The sequence below is a fragment of the Protofrankia symbiont of Coriaria ruscifolia genome (genome assembly GCF_900634745.1).
Taxonomy (GTDB): domain Bacteria; phylum Actinomycetota; class Actinomycetes; order Frankiales; family Frankiaceae; genus Protofrankia; species Protofrankia californiensis.
Genome location: NZ_CAAAFR010000191.1, coordinates 1 through 18,344 on the forward strand (window position 1 = coordinate 1; position 18,344 = coordinate 18,344).

The 18,344-nt window shown below is 68.2% G+C and carries 17 protein-coding genes, 1 tRNA gene and 1 other RNA gene; 13 read left to right on the plus strand and 6 right to left on the minus strand.

The features are described from left to right. Positions 1-377 precede the first annotated feature (377 nt). The gene (locus CV1CTNOD_RS21960) at positions 378-1,463 is read left to right on the plus strand and encodes a transcriptional regulator (RefSeq protein WP_131787859.1); all 1,086 of its coding nucleotides are present in this window, start codon (positions 378-380) and stop codon (positions 1,461-1,463) included. Beyond that, positions 1,460-2,023: a GNAT family N-acetyltransferase gene (locus CV1CTNOD_RS21965; protein WP_131787860.1), complete on the plus strand. Its 564-nt coding sequence runs from the start codon at positions 1,460-1,462 to the stop codon at positions 2,021-2,023. Before CV1CTNOD_RS21960 ends, CV1CTNOD_RS21965 begins: the two co-directional genes overlap by 4 nt. Before the next feature lie 2 nt (positions 2,024-2,025). On the opposite strand, the gene CV1CTNOD_RS21970 is transcribed toward CV1CTNOD_RS21965, so the two are convergent. The 3 genes from CV1CTNOD_RS21970 to CV1CTNOD_RS21980 all read right to left on the minus strand — a co-directional run bounded on the left by CV1CTNOD_RS21970 (position 2,026) and on the right by CV1CTNOD_RS21980 (position 3,256). Then, on the minus strand, positions 2,026-2,586 hold the full coding sequence (locus CV1CTNOD_RS21970; RefSeq protein WP_131787861.1) for a hypothetical protein: 561 nt from the start codon (positions 2,584-2,586) through the stop codon (positions 2,026-2,028). 100 nt (positions 2,587-2,686) lie between these two features. Continuing rightward, a tRNA-Ser gene (locus CV1CTNOD_RS21975) sits at positions 2,687-2,771 on the minus strand. A gap of 62 nt (positions 2,772-2,833) precedes the next feature. Beyond that, positions 2,834-3,256: a TOBE domain-containing protein gene (locus CV1CTNOD_RS21980; protein ID WP_131787862.1), complete on the minus strand. Its 423-nt coding sequence runs from the start codon at positions 3,254-3,256 to the stop codon at positions 2,834-2,836. Between the two features lie 191 nt (positions 3,257-3,447). On the opposite strand from CV1CTNOD_RS21980, the gene ffs reads away from it, so the two are divergent. The 6 genes from ffs to CV1CTNOD_RS22010 all read left to right on the plus strand — a co-directional run bounded on the left by ffs (position 3,448) and on the right by CV1CTNOD_RS22010 (position 9,323). Continuing rightward, positions 3,448-3,544: signal recognition particle sRNA small type (gene ffs / locus CV1CTNOD_RS21985), an RNA gene on the plus strand. A gap of 53 nt (positions 3,545-3,597) precedes the next feature. Continuing rightward, complete coding sequence (locus tag CV1CTNOD_RS21990; RefSeq protein WP_131787863.1) at positions 3,598-6,021, plus strand: DNA polymerase III subunit gamma and tau; 2,424 nt, start codon at positions 3,598-3,600, stop codon at positions 6,019-6,021. 123 nt (positions 6,022-6,144) lie between these two features. Continuing rightward, complete coding sequence (locus tag CV1CTNOD_RS21995; protein WP_131787920.1) at positions 6,145-6,597, plus strand: YbaB/EbfC family nucleoid-associated protein; 453 nt, start codon at positions 6,145-6,147, stop codon at positions 6,595-6,597. 117 nt (positions 6,598-6,714) lie between these two features. Then, the gene (gene recR / locus CV1CTNOD_RS22000; protein WP_131765207.1) at positions 6,715-7,311 is read left to right on the plus strand and encodes a recombination mediator RecR; all 597 of its coding nucleotides are present in this window, start codon (positions 6,715-6,717) and stop codon (positions 7,309-7,311) included. A gap of 220 nt (positions 7,312-7,531) precedes the next feature. Beyond that, the gene (locus tag CV1CTNOD_RS22005) at positions 7,532-7,987 is read left to right on the plus strand and encodes a hypothetical protein (protein ID WP_131787864.1); all 456 of its coding nucleotides are present in this window, start codon (positions 7,532-7,534) and stop codon (positions 7,985-7,987) included. A 91-nt stretch (positions 7,988-8,078) separates the two neighbouring features. Then, positions 8,079-9,323: a Fic family protein gene (locus CV1CTNOD_RS22010; protein WP_131787865.1), complete on the plus strand. Its 1,245-nt coding sequence runs from the start codon at positions 8,079-8,081 to the stop codon at positions 9,321-9,323. A 151-nt stretch (positions 9,324-9,474) separates the two neighbouring features. On the opposite strand, the gene CV1CTNOD_RS22015 is transcribed toward CV1CTNOD_RS22010, so the two are convergent. Both CV1CTNOD_RS22015 and CV1CTNOD_RS22020 read right to left on the minus strand, forming a co-directional pair. Beyond that, positions 9,475-10,479, minus strand: a complete 1,005-nt coding sequence (locus tag CV1CTNOD_RS22015; protein ID WP_131787921.1) for a zinc-binding alcohol dehydrogenase family protein — start codon at positions 10,477-10,479, stop codon at positions 9,475-9,477. A gap of 139 nt (positions 10,480-10,618) precedes the next feature. Further along, the gene (locus tag CV1CTNOD_RS22020) at positions 10,619-11,203 is read right to left on the minus strand and encodes a TerD family protein (protein WP_131787866.1); all 585 of its coding nucleotides are present in this window, start codon (positions 11,201-11,203) and stop codon (positions 10,619-10,621) included. Between the two features lie 305 nt (positions 11,204-11,508). Here CV1CTNOD_RS22020 and CV1CTNOD_RS22025 point away from each other — a divergent pair, with 305 nt between their 5' ends. Both CV1CTNOD_RS22025 and CV1CTNOD_RS22030 read left to right on the plus strand, forming a co-directional pair. Beyond that, the gene (locus tag CV1CTNOD_RS22025) at positions 11,509-12,777 is read left to right on the plus strand and encodes an aspartate kinase (RefSeq protein ID WP_131787867.1); all 1,269 of its coding nucleotides are present in this window, start codon (positions 11,509-11,511) and stop codon (positions 12,775-12,777) included. 134 nt (positions 12,778-12,911) lie between these two features. After that, positions 12,912-13,946, plus strand: coding sequence for an aspartate-semialdehyde dehydrogenase (locus CV1CTNOD_RS22030; RefSeq protein WP_431607172.1), 1,035 nt, complete (start codon positions 12,912-12,914; stop codon positions 13,944-13,946). 575 nt (positions 13,947-14,521) lie between these two features. On the opposite strand, the gene CV1CTNOD_RS22035 is transcribed toward CV1CTNOD_RS22030, so the two are convergent. Continuing rightward, positions 14,522-14,725, minus strand: a complete 204-nt coding sequence (locus CV1CTNOD_RS22035) for a cold-shock protein (RefSeq protein WP_013872098.1) — start codon at positions 14,723-14,725, stop codon at positions 14,522-14,524. Between the two features lie 416 nt (positions 14,726-15,141). Between CV1CTNOD_RS22035 and CV1CTNOD_RS25950 the strand changes: the two genes are divergently transcribed. From CV1CTNOD_RS25950 to CV1CTNOD_RS22050, 3 genes are read left to right on the plus strand one after another with little or no spacing between them, the layout of a single operon-like run. Next, a complete protein-coding gene (locus CV1CTNOD_RS25950) occupies positions 15,142-17,130 on the plus strand; it encodes an N-6 DNA methylase (RefSeq protein ID WP_207386604.1) in 1,989 nt (662 codons plus the stop codon). Next, positions 17,127-17,639, plus strand: coding sequence for a hypothetical protein (locus CV1CTNOD_RS22045; protein WP_131787869.1), 513 nt, complete (start codon positions 17,127-17,129; stop codon positions 17,637-17,639). The genes CV1CTNOD_RS25950 and CV1CTNOD_RS22045 overlap by 4 nt, the downstream gene beginning before the upstream one ends. Before the next feature lie 21 nt (positions 17,640-17,660). Next, positions 17,661-18,098 carry a hypothetical protein gene (locus CV1CTNOD_RS22050; protein WP_131787870.1) on the plus strand — a complete coding sequence of 146 codons (438 nt, stop codon included), beginning with the start codon at positions 17,661-17,663 and terminating at the stop codon, positions 18,096-18,098. The last annotated feature ends 246 nt before the right edge of the window (positions 18,099-18,344 follow it).

The following is an 18,344-nucleotide window of genomic DNA, read 5'->3' on the forward strand; positions in this document are numbered from 1 at the left end:
GTGTACGTCTTCGGCGGTGCCACGACATCCCCTATTTGCGTCTCGTCTGTGTGGTCGGCCGGTTATCGTGCCGACGCGACACATTCCATGACGGTGCGCGACAGCCGACTAGCTGTGACGGGGTGAGTTGCCGTTGACGCACCCGTCACACACATCTCACGCACGTGTCGTCACGCCGTGAAGGAGGGCACACAGGTGGACGATCAGACCGCGGTCGCGCACCTCGCGAGCCGCATCCGCGTGTTACGCCTCGCCGCGGGCATTCACAGCCTCGCCGAGCTGGCCCGGCGCACCCACCTCGACAGGGCCGGGATCAGCAAGGCTGAGAAGGGCGTGGGGCTTCCGTCGAAACGGTCATCCGGGCCATCGACACCGCGGTGGGTGCCGGTGGAGAGTTGGTCGAGCTGCGCGCCCGGATCCACCGGGCGCGGCTTGGTATCCCCGAACCGTGGGAGGAGGCGAGCTCTACGGACCGGCGGCAGATGCTGGGGGCAGGCGCCTTCACCATGCTGTCCATGCTCGCCGCGGACACCTCCCGGGAGATCGCGCACGGAGACCCCGACCCGCTGACACTCGTGGACATCGACGACGACATCGACCGGATCGCCGCGATCTACGCCTTCACCACTCCGCACACCGTGCTCCTGCCCCAGGTCGAGCGCCGTTGGGTGCAGGTCGACACCGCGCTGAAGGGCCGGAGCAGCCTGGCCGTGCATCATCGGTTGAGCCTCGCGGCCGGGCGGCTGTCCTACTTCGCCTCCCGGCTGGCGTTCAACCTCGGCGACTTCACCACCGCCCGGCATCTCGCCGTGCTCGCCGGACAGTACGCCGAGCAGACACAGGACGCGGTGTTGCTCGCCTCGGTCGCCGGGATGCATTCGGGGATCGCCTACTACCGGAACCGGTACGACGTAGCCGTGTCCGTCTTCGGCGAGTACCCGCCCGATCCGCCGTACCTGCAGGCCCGGAACGCGGCCTACCGGGCACGTGCCCACGGACGCCTCGGCAATGCGCCGGCGGCACGGGCCGAACTGGCACTGATGCACCGCTCCTTGGCCGACGATCCACCCCGGCCGGGGGATCTACCGCTCGGGGAGGCAGCGGCGGGCATGTTCACGGCAAGCACTCTCGCTTCGATCGGAGAGGGTCAGGAGGCGGAACCGTGGGCCCGCCGGTCCGTGGCGGCGCACGAAGCCGCCGGGCCGCGGGCGAACCGGGAAGAGTGGGGACATGCCCTGCTCACCCTCGCAACCTCCCTGATCAGCCGGCAGCGGCCCGAACCAGAAGAAGCAGCCCGGATCGGCGTCCAGGTCCTGGACGTCGTCGACGGCCATCCCACGCACACCGTGACCCAGCGAGCCGGGGAGATGTTGGGCATGCTGACCGACCATCGCGGCTTGCCTGCCGTGGTCGACTTCCGCGAGCGGCTCGCGACCGCGCCACGTCCGGCGTTGACGGCATGAGCGTCCAGCTCGGCGAGCCGACCGTCATCGTCATACCCACCGTCGTCACGGACCGGTTGATCCTGCGCTCCTGGCGGCCGGCGGACATCGACCCGTACGCGGCGATGAACGCCGACGACGAGACCATGCGCCACCTCAACGGCACGTTCGACCGGGACGGCACAGAGCGGCTGATCACCCATCTGATCGGTATGTGGGCGCTGCTCGGACATGGCATGTGGGCGGTCGAGGACAAGGCCACCGGGGAGTTCCTCGGCCGGGCCGGCTTGTACTACGGCCCGGGGTGGCCCGGGGTCGAGGTCGCCGTGTCCATCCGCCGGGACCGCTGGCGGGAAGGACTCGGCACGGAAGCATGCCGTGCTGCGGTCACGTGGGGGTTCGCCACCCTCGGCTTAGACGAGATCGTCACGTTCACCAACCGGGGCAACGCCGGGATGAACGGGATCGCCCGGAAGCTCGGCATGTCCTTCCAGGGCGAGGCGTCGGCCATCGGCCCGTGGAAGGACAACAACGTGTACGCCATCACCCGGGCCGAGTGGGAGACGCGCACCGGCGGGTGAGGTTACGTCGCGACCCGGCCCTGATCCAACGACCGATGCCCCGACCGGCAACGGCGGGCATCGTCGCGGGACGGGAACGTCACACCGCCATGCGTGCGATCATCCGTTCGTCGGCCCGGCGCTGGGCCGCCCACCGCGCCCGGTCCGCGTCCGGTGGCCGTGGCTGCGCGGTACCGGAGGCTGACGATGTAGGCGTCGCCGTTGAACGCCGGTCGCTGCGGCATCGCGCGCAGTTCGGCGCGCGCGGCTTCGGCCCGTGCGGCGCGTCCCTCGACGGCCGCACGCTCCCGGTAGGCGTCGAGAGGATCGATGCCAAGGCGGTTCATCTCGGCAGTGGCGCGCGGCTGCGACCCGTCGGCGCATCTTCTCGATGAGATGGGCTCGGAGCGGTAGCGCTCACCATGGCGGACGGTCCGACCGCACCCGCCGAGCCGGCACACCGGCGCCGCGCGCTCCGTCTCGTAGACGTAACCGCCAGCCCCGGACCAGGACATCCTCCGGTCAACCGGCCAGAAGGCGGCCGAGACGGTGTCGGCGGCAATCCCGCGCGGCGTGGGGACCATGCGGGTACCGGCACCACGGGTGAGCCAAAGATGATCATATCGATCGGCGTTTCGGCTGGTCGGAAGGTTACGTCGAAGATCAAAACCAGAAAGATCACGGCGGAGGATGCGAGATTCGAACTCGCGAGGGGTTGCCCCCAACACGCTTTCCAAGCGTGCGCCCTAGGCCACTAGGCGAATCCTCCGCTAGCCACCCTATCGGATCCGACGGGCGATGGAGGCGCCGGGCGGGGCGATCCCCAGCGAGTCAGACGCCGGCGATCGCGATCTCCGTGGACTTGATCAGGACGGTGACCGCGGAGCCCTGCGCAAGACCGAGGTCGGTGGCAGCCGCCTTGGTTATCGCGGCGGTGATCTGGTCCCCTCCCTCGATGGCAACCTTCACGACGGCCATCGCCCCACCCTGTTCGATCCCGGTAACCGTGCCGGGGATCTGGTTGCGGATACTCAGCCCGGACACCGCGTTCACGGCCAGGGCCACCTCGGTCGACTTGACCAGGATCCGGACCTGCGACCCATCAGTGATGCCAAGATCCCGGATCGCCTCGGTGGTCACCGCGGCAGTCACTTCCTGCCCGGCGACCAGACGGATCTTCACAGTACTGATCGCTTCTCCCGAAGTGATTCCAGTCACAGTTCCGGAAATCTGGTTGCGAATACTGATGCTCATGCTCTATCTTACCGAGTTTCCTGCGCGTTGCGGGCGATCGGGGTGCCGCTACCTTCGCACGGCGTGCACTCGGGCCGTCGCGAGACTGAATGGTATGAAATACTTCGCTGTGGTTTGTCGACCGGATAACGATTACCCATGACAGGTCGACCCCACAGCGAAGATCCCTCCAGCAGGCCATAGACTGTCGGGCAGACCCCTCGCGCGGCGTCACCCTCGTGAACTCCCCCAGGGCCGGAAGGCAGCAAGGGTAAGCAGGCTCTGGCGGGTGCGCGGGGGGTCGTCCTTCGTTACGAGGTCGTGGTCCTGGGTTCCGACGAGGCAGGTAAGCCGGTGGTCCAGTGAGCGGTGCGCTGTACAACCGATACCGTCCGGCGACCTTCTCCCAGGTCGTCGGCCAGGAGCACGTCACCGGCGCGCTCATGCAGGCGCTGCGCACCGGCCGTCTCCACCATGCCTACCTGTTCAGCGGGCCGCGCGGCTGCGGCAAGACGTCGTCCGCACGCATCCTTGCCGCATCCCTGAACTGCGTGAACGGTCCGACACCGGAACCATGCGGGGTCTGCGAACAGTGCGTGTCGATCCGCGGCGGGGTCAGCATGGACGTCACCGAGATCGACGCCGCCTCCCACGGGCTGGTCGACGACGCCCGCGATCTGCGAGAGCGTGCGTTCTTCGCACCCGCCTCGGCGCGCTTCAAGGTGTTCGTCGTCGACGAGGCGCACATGGTCACCGCGGCGGCCTTCAACGCTCTGCTCAAGGTCGTCGAGGAGCCCCCGTCCTACCTGAAGTTCGTGTTCGCGACCACCGAGCCGGACAAGGTCATCGCCACCATCCGGTCCCGGACGCACCACTACGCGTTCCGGCTGGTTCCGCCCGGGGTGCTGCGTGACCATCTGACGTCGGTCTGCGCGCAGGAGGGCGTGGATGTCGACCCGGCGGTGTTACCGCTGGTCGTGCGGGCTGGCGCCGGGTCGGTACGTGACTCACTGTCCGTTCTCGACCAGCTGCTTGCCGGGGCCGGCCCGGACGGCCTGCGCTACGACCGGGCGGTCGCACTGCTCGGCATGACCGACGGCGTCCTGCTGGACGAGGCGGTCGACGCCCTGGCCGCGCGTGACGGTGCCACCGCCTTCACCGTCATCGACAAGGTCGTCTCCTCCGGGCACGATCCGCGCCGCTTTGCCATGGACCTGCTCGAACGCCTACGGGATCTGATCGTGCTCGCGGCCGTCCCGGACGCCCCCGACAGGGGACTGTTGGAGACCTACTCGGCCGACCAGCTCGAACGGATGCGTGGCCAGTGCGCACGGATGGGCCAGGCCGAGCTCTCCCGCGCCGCCGATGTCGTGCACACCGGCCTGGTCGAGATGCGCGGAACGACCAGCCCACGGCTCCTGCTCGAGCTGATGCTGGCACGCGCGCTGCTGCCCGCCGCGGGCTCCGACCCGTCAGCGCTACTGGTCCGCATCGAGCGGTTGGAACGTCAGGGGGGGACGACCAGCACCACCGCCCCGGTCACGGCTGCGGGTACGACTACGGGTGTTGCCGGTACGACCACGGTTACGGCCGCGGGCACGCAGCCGGGGGCCCCGGCCGGCACGACGGCTCCGGCCGCCACACCAGGTCCGGCCGCGTCGGTCCAGGCCCCGCACGAGCCCGCCGCGACCACTCCGGCGCCAGCGCCCGGCACGGCCAGCCGAGCTCCCTCGACCCGGATACAGCCGCCGCCCGAGCCCGGACCCGTCTTCTACCCTCCCGCTCCCCCCGCAGCACGGCCAGGCGGCCCGGGCGGCGATTTCGACACGGGAGGACTGCGAGCAATCTGGGGCGACGTGCTGCGTGCGGCCCGGTCACGCAAAGCTGCCACACATGCCCTGCTGCAGGAATATGCATCGGTCGCGGACGTCCGTGGCGACGAGGTCATCCTGGCCTTCTCGGTGCCGACGATCGCCCGGATGTTCGGGCAGGGCAGCAACGTGGACGTCCTGTGCGCCGCGCTGGCCGAGGTCGCCGGCGGAACCTGGCGGGTCACCATCGGAGCGGCCGGCGGACCGCCGAGTGGTCCACCCGGTGGAACAGCCTCCTCCGGCAACGCTGGTCCGTCGGGCGGTTTCGGTGGATCCAGCTGGTCGAGCGATCCGAGCCCGAGCCCGGGCGCGGGCGCGGGACCCGGTCCCGGCGGGTCTGGCTCATCGACGGCATCCGGTTCATCGACAGCGTTCGGCGCTGCCACCCACACCGTGCCCGCTGTGGCGCCGCCGGCGACGACAACGTCGCCGCAGCGCCAGGCGGCATCACCTGAGCGACAGGCGGCCGTCCGGCATCCGGACAACCCGTCGGCGTCCCTGATCTCGGAGCAGGCACCACAGGCGCAGGCAGCCCCACGGCCGGATCCAGACGCTGCCGCACCGGCTGAACGACGGCATCCACGCAGCGTTGCGCACGCTGGTACGACCACTCACAGCAACACAAACATGCCACGCGTGTCACCCACGGTTCTGGCGACGGCCTCGGCGCCACCGCCAGCCGGCCCGGCGGCCAGCCCGGCAACCAGCCATAGCGAGGTCGATGACGAGCCGTCCCCGGACGACGACACATCCGGGCATTCCGATTCGTCACCAGAGAGCCAAAGGCAGCATGATCATGTTCCTTTCGCGCTGCCGGAGGCCCAGGTCCTCGGGTCGCTGTCGGGCGAGGATGCGGCGATGGCACTGCTGCGGGCCGGTCTCGGCGCCACCATCATCGAACAGCCCACAAAGTGACATCCGTAGGACACGGAGGCCGCATGGTCGGCGAGTGCACCTCGAGTGCGTGCGAAGTGGCCGGCAGGGCACCAAGTGGCCGGCAGGGCGGTAGCGCCGGAGCCCGGACGTAGGCTCGTGAGCATGCCGAACCCGCAGATACCACCGGGCGCCGGGCCGAACATCGGCCAGATCCTTCAGCAGGCCCAGCGGATGCAGGCCGAGTTGCTGACCACCCAGCAGGAACTTGCCGACGCCAGGGTCGACGGCACCGCCGGAGGAGGTCTGGTGAAGGCCACGGTCACCGGTGGGGGTGAACTGGTCGATCTCGCCATCGACCCCGCCGCGGTGGATCCGGCCGACACCGAGACGCTCGCCGACCTCGTCCTCGCGGCGGTCAGGGACGCCGCTGACAATGCGCGCAAGCTTGCCTCCGAACGGATGGGCCAGGTCACCGGCGGGTTCGGCGATGTCCTCGGTGGGCTCGGCGGTATCGGCGGTCCTGGTGGCATTGGTGGTCCTGGCGGACTCGGCGGTGGCCCGGCAGGTTTGCCGGGCGGGTTCGGCCCGGGGCCAGCAGCCCCCGGCCTGGGATGACATGCGCGGGATGGGCAGCTCTCAAGCGGGCGAACACCTGCCGGCCATACCCGCCAAAAGAATGATCAGCAGAATGGCGACCACCGGAACAGCGGACTCTGAGACAGGTCGGTGACGATGTACGAGGGGATCGTCCAAGATCTGATCGACGAACTCGGCCGGCTGCCCGGTATCGGCCCGAAAAGCGCGCAACGGATCGCCTTCCACCTGCTTTCCGCTGATCCCGTGGATGTACGGCGACTGGCGACCACGCTGAACGAGATCAAGGACAAGGTCCGCTTCTGCCGGACGTGCTTCAACGTCGCGCAGGCGGAACTGTGCCGGATCTGCTCCGATCACCGTCGTGATCCGGCACAGATCTGTGTCGTCGAGGAGCCGAAGGACGTCGTCGCCGTCGAGCGGACGCGGGAGTTCCGCGGGCGTTACCACGTCCTCGGTGGGGCGATCAATCCGATAGGCGGGGTCGGTCCTGACGATCTGCACATCCGGGAACTGATCGCCCGACTCGCCGACGGAACGGTGACCGAACTGATTCTCGCGACCGACCCGAATACCGAGGGTGAGGTCACCGCTTCATATCTGGCTCGCCAGATCGCTCCCATGGGTCTGAAGGTCACCCGTCTGGCCAGCGGCCTGCCCATGGGCGGGGATCTGGAATGGGCGGACGAGGTCACCCTCGGCCGCGCCTTCGAAGGCCGCCGCGTCGTCGTCTAGACAAAGCCGCTCCGGGAGGTCCGTAAAGCCGGATCCTGCGGAAACCCACGTCCCACAGGCCAGCTCCCCGGACGGGATGGTAGCGGGACGCAACGGTGTGACCCTCTTCGGCGCACGGACACCGCCAGACACACTCGACTGGTGCATACGTTGTTCTGACCGGGCAACGTGACCACCGGAAACTGCCATGGATCCCATGAAGGTCAGGAGCATACGACTGATGATTATTAGTGCGCACGTGGGTGCCGGAGCGCTGATCGGCACAGCACTGCGCCGGCCGCTTCCCGCATTTGCCGCCGGATTCGCCTCCCACCTCGCCATGGACATGGTGCCGCACTGGGGAACCGGTCCGGGCCTGGGCTGGATTCCCGTAGCCCGACGGGACGGCGTGGCAGGACTGGCCGCGATGGGCATCCTGACCGTGGCGGCGCCCCCAGGACGCAGGCTTGCGCTCCTCGCAGGCATGAGCGGGGCCTGCCTTCCCGACACCGACAAGATCGGAATCTACTTCGTCGGGCGCAGCCCGTGGCCGCGCCGCTTCGACCGCTTCCACGGGCGCATCCAGCGGGAGTCCGCCGACCTGCTGCCCCGGGACGTGCTCGTCGCCGCCACACTCAGCGCAACCGCCATCGGGCTTCTACAGCTCCTGGGCCGGAGCCGGCCAGCACGACCGTGAGGTCAGGAGTTCCGACAATCCATACGCTCTGCTGGTCTTGCACTCTGCTGGTCTTGGCATGCTGAAAACAAAGGAACAAAGGAATCCGGCGATGGGTCGATACGGGGAACAGCTCTGGTCCCCGGATCCGGCCGCGCCGCTGCGTGGACGCCGCGTGGGCGTGTACCGCCCCTACTGCCCCGACCTTCTTGCCGCCTACCCGCCGGTACTCCAGGAAGATCTCGTCTCACGGGCCATGGCCATCGAAGCCGGCATCCGTTCGCTAAGTGCTACGGCCGCGGTGGGCCTGGACCGGGTAGCCGGCTTCCTGCTCCGCTCGGAGGCCATCGGGTCGTCCCGGATGGAAGGGATCCGGGTCGCCCCGCAGCAGGTCGCCCTTGCCGAGTTCGCCGTCGCAGCCGCTCCCGACACCGTCGTCGAAAGTTTCAGCACCAGTGCACGCAGGGTCGCCCGCAACATCATCGCGCTCCGCCAGGCGGTCACCGATGTCGCCCGGGCCGGGACGATCACTATGGACGGCATCGTCGACCTGCAGCGTACCCTGCTGCCGGGCCATTCCAGCACCGGCCCGCGAACCGTGCAGACCTGGCTGGGGGGAAGCGAGTGGAACCCGCTCGACGCCGCTTTCATACCGCCGCCCGCATCCGCTGTGGGGAGGTTGATGGCGGACCTTGCCACGTACGCGTCCGAGGGCCCGCACCCTCCCTTGATCCAGGCCGGGCTCGTCCACGCGCAGTTCGAGACGATCCAACCGTTCGACGAGGGCAACGGGCGTGTCGGGCGCACGCTTATCCATACTGTTCTGGCGCGGCGAGGGCTCCTCGGCCGGGCCGTGCTCCCGGTCAGCCTCGTCTTCATGACCCGGCCGCGCGAATACGTGAGAGCGCTGACCGCCTTCTGCCATGAAGGCCCGCCGAACAGCATGGTTGCCCGCACAGCGCTGAACCAGTGGCTCACCTTCTTTCTGGACGCCGTGGTCGTTGCCGTCGAGGAGGCCCGCGCGTTCACCGCGGAGCTGGCTGAACTGCGCCGCTCCTGGGACGTCCGGCTATCGGCTTTTCGCAACCGGACAACTGCGCCACGGAACAGGCCGTGGGAACCGTCGGTGTCCGACCGGCTGCTGGCCGCCTTGTCCGAATCCCCGGTGATCACGGAGGTAAGCGCGGCGCGCCTGCTGGACGTCCCGCCGCAGGCGGCCTGGGCGGCGGCCGAAGAGCTCGTCGCAGCCGGCATCCTGCGCCGCCGGCAGATCGGACGTGGCACCATCGGTTATCTCAGTCGGGAAGTGTCCGACCTGCTCAGCTCCGCCGAGCGCCGGCTCACCTCCGTCAAGTGACCCTGATGCCCCGCAGCGTCCCGCAACGTCCCGCGGTCCCGTGCCGACCGCAGAACGACCATCGACCGACCAACCACCGACCAACCACCGACCAACCACCGACCAACCGAGCGATGATCGGCTGTCTGTCGCGCCCAGTCGGACGGGAAGCTCAGCCGGACGGGAACACGACCGCGGCGCCGTTGACCCGGTCCGCCGCCAGGTCGATCAGTGCCTCGTCCGCACGGTCGAGCGGGTACGGCGTGACCGTGACCGCGAGGTGGTGCCGGCGGGCAATCTCCAGGAACTCGCGGCCGTCCGCACGGGTGTTCGCGGTCGTGCTGCGCAGGGATCGTTCCTGGAACAGATGCCGTTGATAGTTCAGCGCCGGCACGTCGGACAGATGGATGCCGGCAACCGACAGCGTCCCGCCCCGGTTGAGCGCGCTCAACGCGACCGGCACCAGATCACCGACCGGGGCGAACAGGAGCGCGGCGTCCAGCGGCTCCGGCGGTGCGTCATAGGCACCGGACGCCGACAACGCACCGAGCGAGAGCGCAAGCCGGCGGGCCGCCTCGGAACGGGTCATGACATGGACCCGCGCTCCCTGTGCCAAGGCCACCTGCGCAGCCAGGTGGGCGGACGCGCCGAAACCGTAGATCCCCAGCCGGCCACCGGATGGCAGCTCCGCCCGGCGCAGGGCCCGGAAGCCGACGATGCCCGCGCACAGCAACGGCGCCAGCTCCCCGTCGGAGTAGCCGCCCGGCAGCCGGTAGGCGTAGTCGGCACGGACGACGGCGTACTCGGCGTAGCCGCCGTCCGCGTCCCAGCCGGTGTAGCGGGATGCCGTGCACAGGTTCTCCGCGCCGCGCCGGCAGTAGCTGCAGGTACCGTCGGTCTCCCGCAGCCAGGCGACGCCAAGGCGGTCACCGACAGCAACGCCGTCGACCCCGCTACCGACCGAGTCGACGTAGCCGACGATCTCGTGTCCGGGGATGGTGCCGGGTTTGCGCGGCCGTAGGTCACCTTCGGCGAGGTGCAGGTCGGTGCGACAGACACCGCAGGCCACAACCTGCAGTCGGACCTGGCCGGCAGCCGGTTCGGGTACCGGGACGACCGCCCGGCGCAGCGGCCGCGCCGCTGCCGGAGCCGGGGTGGTGACCTGCCAGCCGATCATTGTCGGTGTCATGTTCCTGATGTTCCCAGTTCCGACAGGCGCCTACCGGTCACACGCTGTTGCCATTCACCGACAAGCGGTCGGCTGTCCGGCCGTCCGGGACGAACGGCCGACCGCCGGCACGCTGATCGTGGAGACGTCAGATGTTGACGCCGTGGTCACGGGCAAGACCGCTGAGGTCGTTGTGGCCCTGACCGACCGCGCGGAACTTCCATTCGGCACCGTTGCGGTAAACCTCACCGAAGATAACGACCGTCTCGGTGGAATAGTCTTCGGACAGGTCATAACGGACCAACTCGGTACCGGTCTGGTCGACAACACGGATGTAGGCGTTGCGTACCTGGCCGAAGTTCTGCTGCCTCTCCTGCGCCCCGTAAATCGACACCGGGACGACAATCTTGTCGATCTCGGCCGGAACCTGACCGAGGTTGATGACGATCGACTCGTCGTCCCCCTCCCCCGCGCCGGTGAGGTTGTCACCGGTGAGCTGGATGGCACCGTCCGGGGACTTCAGATTGTTGAAGAAGACGAAGTGCTGATCAGTGAGAACCTTGCCGTCGGCCTTCACGCCGATGGCGGAGGCGTCCAGGTCGAAGTCGGTTCCGGTGGTGGTGCGGGCGTCCCAACCGAGCCCGACCGTCAGCGCGGTGAGCTGGGGCGTGCCCGCCTCGGCCGCCTGCTTGGTGAGGCTGACGTTGCCGCCCTTGGCGAGGCTGATGGCCATGTGCAGATCGTCCCTTCCGATCGGGGTCCGCGTCGTAGCGGGTTGTCCCGACTGATGTCCGACAATGGATACCGGAAGAACCCTCGCACACGCGAGGTCACACGCCCACCCCAGGTCGGGATTCGTACATGACGGGTCATGCCGGCGCCACGACCAACACGACCGCAACTCTTCCAGCATCCGAGCCCTGGAGCGCCAAAAGCGCAGTACGATCATGTTTTCGCGCCCGGCAAAGCGATGCGCGGGATCGGCGCGTCGCCAAGCGAGGCGATGAGCCTGGGAGAGACCCAAGTAACCTGGGACCCATGGCGGTCGTCGTGGCGAAGTTCGGTGGCTCCTCCGTGGCGGACGCCGACCGGATCAAACGGGTCGCCGAGCGGATCGTGGATCAGCGCCGCTGCGGTGACGACGTCGTCGTGGTGGTGAGCGCGATGGGTGACACCACCGACGATCTGCTCGGCCTTGCCGAACAGATCGCCCCCCTCCCACCGGCCCGCGAACTCGACATGCTGCTCACCGCCGGTGAGCGCATCTCCATGGCGCTGCTGGCCATGGCCATCTCGAACCTGGGCGCCGAGGCTCGCTCCTTCACCGGATCCCAGGCTGGGGTGATCACCGACTCGGTACACGGCAGAGCCCGCATCATCGACGTCACCCCGGGACGCATCCGAAGCGCCCTGGACGAGGGCGCCATCGCGATCGTCGCCGGTTTCCAGGGCGTCAGCCAGGACACCAAGGACGTGACAACGCTCGGTCGGGGTGGCTCCGATACAACCGCCGTCGCGCTCGCAGCCGCCCTGAACGCCGACTTCTGCGAGATCTACACCGACGTGGACGGCGTCTTCACCGCCGACCCGCGGATCGTGCCGGACGCCCGCCGCATCGAACGCATCTCGTACGAGGAGATGATGGAGATGGCGGCCTGCGGGGCAAAGGTACTCATGCTTCGATGCGTCGAGTATGCACGCCGTTACACGGTCCCCGTACACGTCCGCTCGTCGTTCTCGTCGAGGCCGGGGACATGGGTTACCGAGATTGCGGAGGCAGAACTCGTGGAACAGGCCATTATCCGGGGAGTCGCGCACGACCAGGGAGAAGCGAAGGTAACCGTGGTCGGCTGCCCGGACAAACCCGGAGTGGCTGCCGCGGTGTTTCGGGCGGTTGCCGATTCCGACGTCAATCTCGACATGATCGTCCAGGTCGGTTCGGTCGCCGGTACCGGCCGGACCGACATCTCCTTCACCCTGCCGAAGACCGACGGCCGCAACGCCCTGAACGCGCTGGAGAAGGTCCGCGCGGAGATCGGGTTCGAACGAACCCTGTATGACGACCACATCGGCAAGCTTTCCCTGATCGGTGCGGGAATGAAATCGCATCCGGGAGTATCGGCCCGGTTCTTCGGGGCACTGGCTGACGCCGGCGTCAACGTGGAGATAATTTCTACGTCGGAGATCCGGATTTCGGTGGTCATCCGTGACACCGACCTGTCGGTTGCGGTGCGGGCCGTCCACGGCGCGTTCGAACTCGGCGACCCCGACGGCCAGGCCGTCGTCTACGCGGGAACCGGTCGATGACCGGCAGGATTCACGAGAGGGCAACCGTGACGTCGGCATCAGCATCGCCGTCAGCGTCGGCGCATTCTCCGGTACCGGCGCCGGCGCATTCAGCACCGGTACCGGCGCATTCGGCCCGGCGTCCAACGCTGGCCGTGGTCGGAGCGACCGGTGCTGTGGGCACCGTGATGCTGTCGCTGCTGGATGAACGTCCCGACATCTGGGGCGAGATCCGCCTGATCGCCTCGGGGCGGTCCGCCGGGCGCAAGCTGCGGGTTCGTGGCGAGGAAGTCGAGGTACTGGCACTTGCCCCGGCAGTCTTCGACGGCGTCGACATCGCCATGTTCGACGTACCGGACGAGGTCTCGAAACAGTGGGCACCGATCGCAGCCTCCCGCGGTGCGATCGCAGTTGACAATTCAGGGGCATTCCGGATGGACGCGGACGTCCCCCTTGTCGTTCCTGAGGTGAACGCGGACGCGGTTACCGACCGGCCCCGCGGGATCATCTCCAACCCGAACTGCACGACGCTGTCGATGATTGTCGCCCTCGGCGCGCTGCACCGCGTCTTCGGCCTGGAATCTCTGGTCGCGACCTCCTACCAGGCGGCCAGCGGGGCGGGTCAAGCCGGTATCGACACCCTCTACGCCCAGCTTTCCACGGTCGCGGGCGACGGTGGCCTCGGCCAGAGCGCGGGCGATGTCCGCAAGGCGATCGGCGCGGACGGACTCGGTCCGTTCCCGGCTCCGCTCGCGCTGAACGTCGTGCCGTGGGCCGGTTCACCCAGGGACGGGGGCTGGTCGTCCGAAGAAATGAAGATCCGAAACGAATCACGCAAAATCCTGGGGATTCCCGGGCTCAAGGTGTCCGCGACCTGCGTGCGGGTGCCTGTCGTCACGACTCATGCAGTAGCTGTGCACGCATGGTTCTCACGTCCGGTCACGGCGGACGCCGCGCGGGCCGTGCTGCACGCGGCGCCGGGTATGGCCGTGCTGGACGACCCGGCGGCCGGCGAGTTCCCCACGCCGGCAGACGTCGTCGGTACCGACCCGACCTGGGTCGGCCGCATCAGGCAGTCCCCCGACGACCCGCACGAGCTGGCCCTGTTCGTCTGCGGCGACAACCTCCGCAAGGGTGCGGCGCTCAACACCCTCCAGATCGCCGAACTGCTGGTGTCCCGCGATCAGTAACGATCAGCAGACCATAGGTCAGATCGGCATGCAAAGGATTCAACCGTGACGCCGCCGGCGATATACGGCTTGTGAAAGTCGGGAAAGTCCACTCACCGGTCGTCCGAACAGCCCGCTGCTTTCACTCGATGTGACGCAATCCGACCGGATGTGATTCCCATCACGATACGATGGAAACGTCTGACGGTAACACGATTGACGAGGAAAAACACAGATGCCGTGCGGTGCGGCGTCGCGACGTGACAGGAGCACCGGGGAAGATGTTTCCCGGTGCACACAGGCGGCGAAAAAGTGAATAAACCGCGATCGACGCCGAACCCGGCAGGCGATCCATGTCGAATCGGACGCAACAGAAACGGTCGAGACCTACGCGGACATCCGGTCAGGATCCACGAAAACACCGATCAGTTCAAGCTCGGGAGATGCAAGGAATGAATCGACGAAGCGCAATTCACGGTGATTGGCGATGATTTGCCGAACGCCGAGTCGAAACACGACGAGGGCCCGCCCTGGTTCAGATGACGGACCCTCGCCTTATGACTGTGAAGTTACGTCGGAGTTACGTCCCTCGTGGCTCAGACGACCCGAACGGCGTCAGCCTGTGGACCCTTCTGCCCCTGGGTCACTTGAAACTCGACCCGCTGCCCCTCTTCCAGGCTCTTGTAGCCGTCCATGTCAATCGCGCTGTAGTGGACGAAGACGTCCGAACCGCCACCGTCCACGGAGATGAAGCCGAAGCCCTTCTCCGAGTTGAACCACTTAACCGTGCCCTGAGCCACGCGCCGTTCTCCCTGCTGGTGCAGTCAGGACCCACACCGCGCGGGCCCCGGACCGTCTGGCGTGAAATTTTGGTTCTCCCACGTCAGCGTTCGTCGTCGGCGTCCCTTGTAGACGCCAACTGCCGAACTTGGCCATGGAAGACGCTACACGGCTACAGGCCATGGCGGGAGCCCTCCGGGCAAGGAAGTCCACTACATACCTCACGCACCGGGTGGTGCCACAACATCCCAGGTAACCCACTGCAACCATCGGCCATGGGGCTTGGGGCGGCCCCGGCGAAGGCCTGCGCGCCTGCGGACAAGGACCGGTCCCAACCTGCGCATACCCCAGCCGGAAGGGTACGGGATGGCGCACCGGAGACAAGCGGGAAGACGCGCCGGAAGAACTGTCTGCGCCGGGCTCTAGGGTTTCGAACGTGGCAACCCCGACCCCCGAGACGGCCCGCGCCCCCGACGTCACCGGCAGGTCCGAGACGACCGGAGGCCTACTACTGGGCGGGGTCGAGGTCCCAGCCGCCCGGAAAGCAGCCGAACCCAGCGATCCGGCTACTCACCGTAAGATTCGTGGGGCATTCTTCACTCCAACAGCACTGTGTGACCACATAGTCACCTGGGCGCTCCGGGGCCAGTGGGACAGCGTTCTCGAACCCGCCTGCGGTGAGGCGGCGTTCCTGCTGGCAGCCGCCCGCCGGCTGCGGGTATTGGACGGCGGCCGCGGCCACCAGCCCTGCGACGGCAGCCACGACAACCACCCACACGGCGCCCAGCTGCACGGGATCGAACTACACGCACCGAGCGCGTCCGCGGCGACCCTGGCTGTCGCGGCGAGCGGCGAGCGGGCCGAGATCACTGTCGCCGACTTCTTCTCCGTCCCGGCACGGCCCGACTTCGACGCCGTCGTGGGCAACCCGCCGTACGTGCGGTACCAGAAATTCCACGGCGAAGTCCGCATGCGGGCCCAGGCCGCAGCCCTGCGGGCCGGTGTCCGCCTGACCAGCCTTGCCAGCTCCTGGGCCGCGTTCACCGTGCACGCCTCACTGTTCCTGCGCCCCACCGGGCGCCTCGGCCTGGTACTCCCGGCCGAGCTGCTGTCGGTCAACTACGCCGCACCCGTCCGGCGCTTCCTGTTGGAACGCTTCCGGCATGTCCAGCTCGTGCTGTTCATCGAACGGGTCTTCCCCGGGGTGCAGGAGGAGGTCCTGCTACTGCTCGCGGAGGGCACCGGACCGACCGATCGCTTCGACGTCCACCAGGTTCACGACCTGGTCGAACTCGCAGCTACCGGGGCGGGGCACACCGCGGGCCCGACCGGCGACCCGGCGTGCCGGCGGGGACCGAGCCTGCCTGCGGCCGTGCACCCGACGGCAGTCGTACACCCGGTAACAGCCGTACATCCGGTAACGGCCATAGATCCGGTAACGGCCGTAGACCCGATGGCGGCCGTAGACCCGATGGCGGCCCTGAGCGCACCGACACCCGAGCCGCAGGCATCCTGGATGCCCGTACTGATCAGCGTTGCCGCCCGTCGGACCCTGCTCGAGCTCACCGTCGCCAGCCTCTTCGGGACGCTGGCGACCTGGGGCCGCACGACGCTCGGCGCGGTGACGGGCAACAACCGTTACTTTGCCCTCAGCCGAGACAAGGCGTCCGCGCTCGGTCTCGACGACGACGATCTCGTACCGATCTCGCCGCCGGGCTCCCGGCACCTACGTGCCCTTACCCTGCGGGCCAGCGACTGGCAGCGGCTGACCGACACGGGTCTGGCGACCCTGCTGTTCCGCCCGGGGCCGAGGCCGTCCCCGGCTGCCCGTGCCTACATCGCCGAGGGCGAACGCGCCGAGGTCGACCTGGCCTACAAGTGCCGCATCCGCAATCCCTGGTGGCAGGTCCCCCTCCCGGTCACGCCCGCGGATCTGCTGCTGACCTACATGAACGCGGACACACCGCAGCTGGCGACCAACCGGGCCGGGGTTGCGCACCTGAACTCCGTCCACGGGGTCGCCCTCGTCCCCGAACACCGGCGCACCGGGCGGGACCTGCTGCCGCTGGCCGCGCTGAACTCCGTGACGATGCTCGCCGCCGAGACCGTCGGGCGTGCCTACGGCGGCGGCATGCTCAAACTCGAACCGCGTGAGGCAGCCCGGCTGCTGCTACCCACCCCGGAGCTGGTCGAGCGGCTGCGTCCGCAGCTGTCCGCGGCCCGCCACGGAGTGGTGCGCGCGCTGGCCGCCGGACGGCTCACCGACGCGGTGGCAGGCGTCGATGAAGTGCTGCTCGCCGGCGGGATCGGGCTGGACACCGCTGTCATCGGGGAGGTCATGACCGCTCGCCACGCCCTGTGGTCCCGGCGCCATGCCCGCGCGGGCCGTGCGGACCCGGGCCGTGCGGACGGCGGACCCACATGAGCCGCCGCCCGGACAAGCTCGTCGCCTACGAGCCGGTGCTCGCCCGCCATCCCACGACGGATCCGTGGCGGCACACCGCCGGCGCCGAGCCGTCCTACGAACCGGGCTACGACCTGCTCGGTGAGCTGCTGACCCAGCCGGTCCGATGCGGCGAGGCCTCCGAGAGCGGCGCGTTCGCCAAGGGGATCGACGCCTGGATCGCCCACGAGCTGCGCCGCGCCGGCTTCGGCGCCGACGAGGTGTGGCCCAGAGCCAACCAAGCGAGGGTGCTGCCGCGTGACGTGGCCGTGCTGCTCGACAAGCTGCCGAAATCACTGGCCGACGAGGTGCGAGCCCGGGTGAGCGCGATGCCGGCGGTGACTCCGGCCGACGCGGTGATCCTCGGGCGCGCCTATGACAAACAGGTCGACGTCGTGATCTCCCGCTGGGAACGCGGCCCCGAGCTCCTGGTCAGCACGAAGGCGCAGGTCTCCTCATTCGGCAAGAATTTACCGAATCGTTTCGAGTAGGCGTTCGAACGGACCATCGACATGATCCGCAAGCTGCGCGCGGGCATGGGCGGACCGGGTGGACCAGGCGCGGGTGCTGACAGTGACGGCTACACCACAACCGCCCTCGTCCTCGTCGAGTGGGACGACACCATCGCTGACCCGACCGCCGGCGCGGCTGGCGGCGCGGACATCGGGCAGACCGGCTGGGCGGGGGTGCGGGTTCGACGTGACGCCGTACCCGCGGACGTGGCCCCACCGCAGTTCTTCACCACGCTGATCCGGCACATCACCGCCGTGACCCCGGTCGTCCACCACGTCCGCGTACGGGAGCTGCTGGAACGTCGTAACCTTCCCGTTGCCGAGGCGGACGCCGATCTGTTGACCGCCGAGGTGAACGCGGCCACCGACCCGGCGACGAAACAGACCGAACCGGCCGGTCTATTAATGATCGACGTGCCGCTCTTTCCCGATCTTTAGGACGCTCTTAAGTCAAGATTGCGTAAATAGATCTTACTCTCGGTGTGCAGGTACGCGTGTCAACTGGATAATCATGACACCGTCGACGCCGCGACGGCCGGTTCCTCGGATGCTTTCATGCTTGTGGAGCGTTCAGAGCTTGCAGTCAGCCGCCGGAACATCGGGTAACACCTCACCGGTGGCGATACCGGCCGGACGGTGATACCTGCCGAGCAGTGATAACAGCCGGACGGTGATAACAGCCGG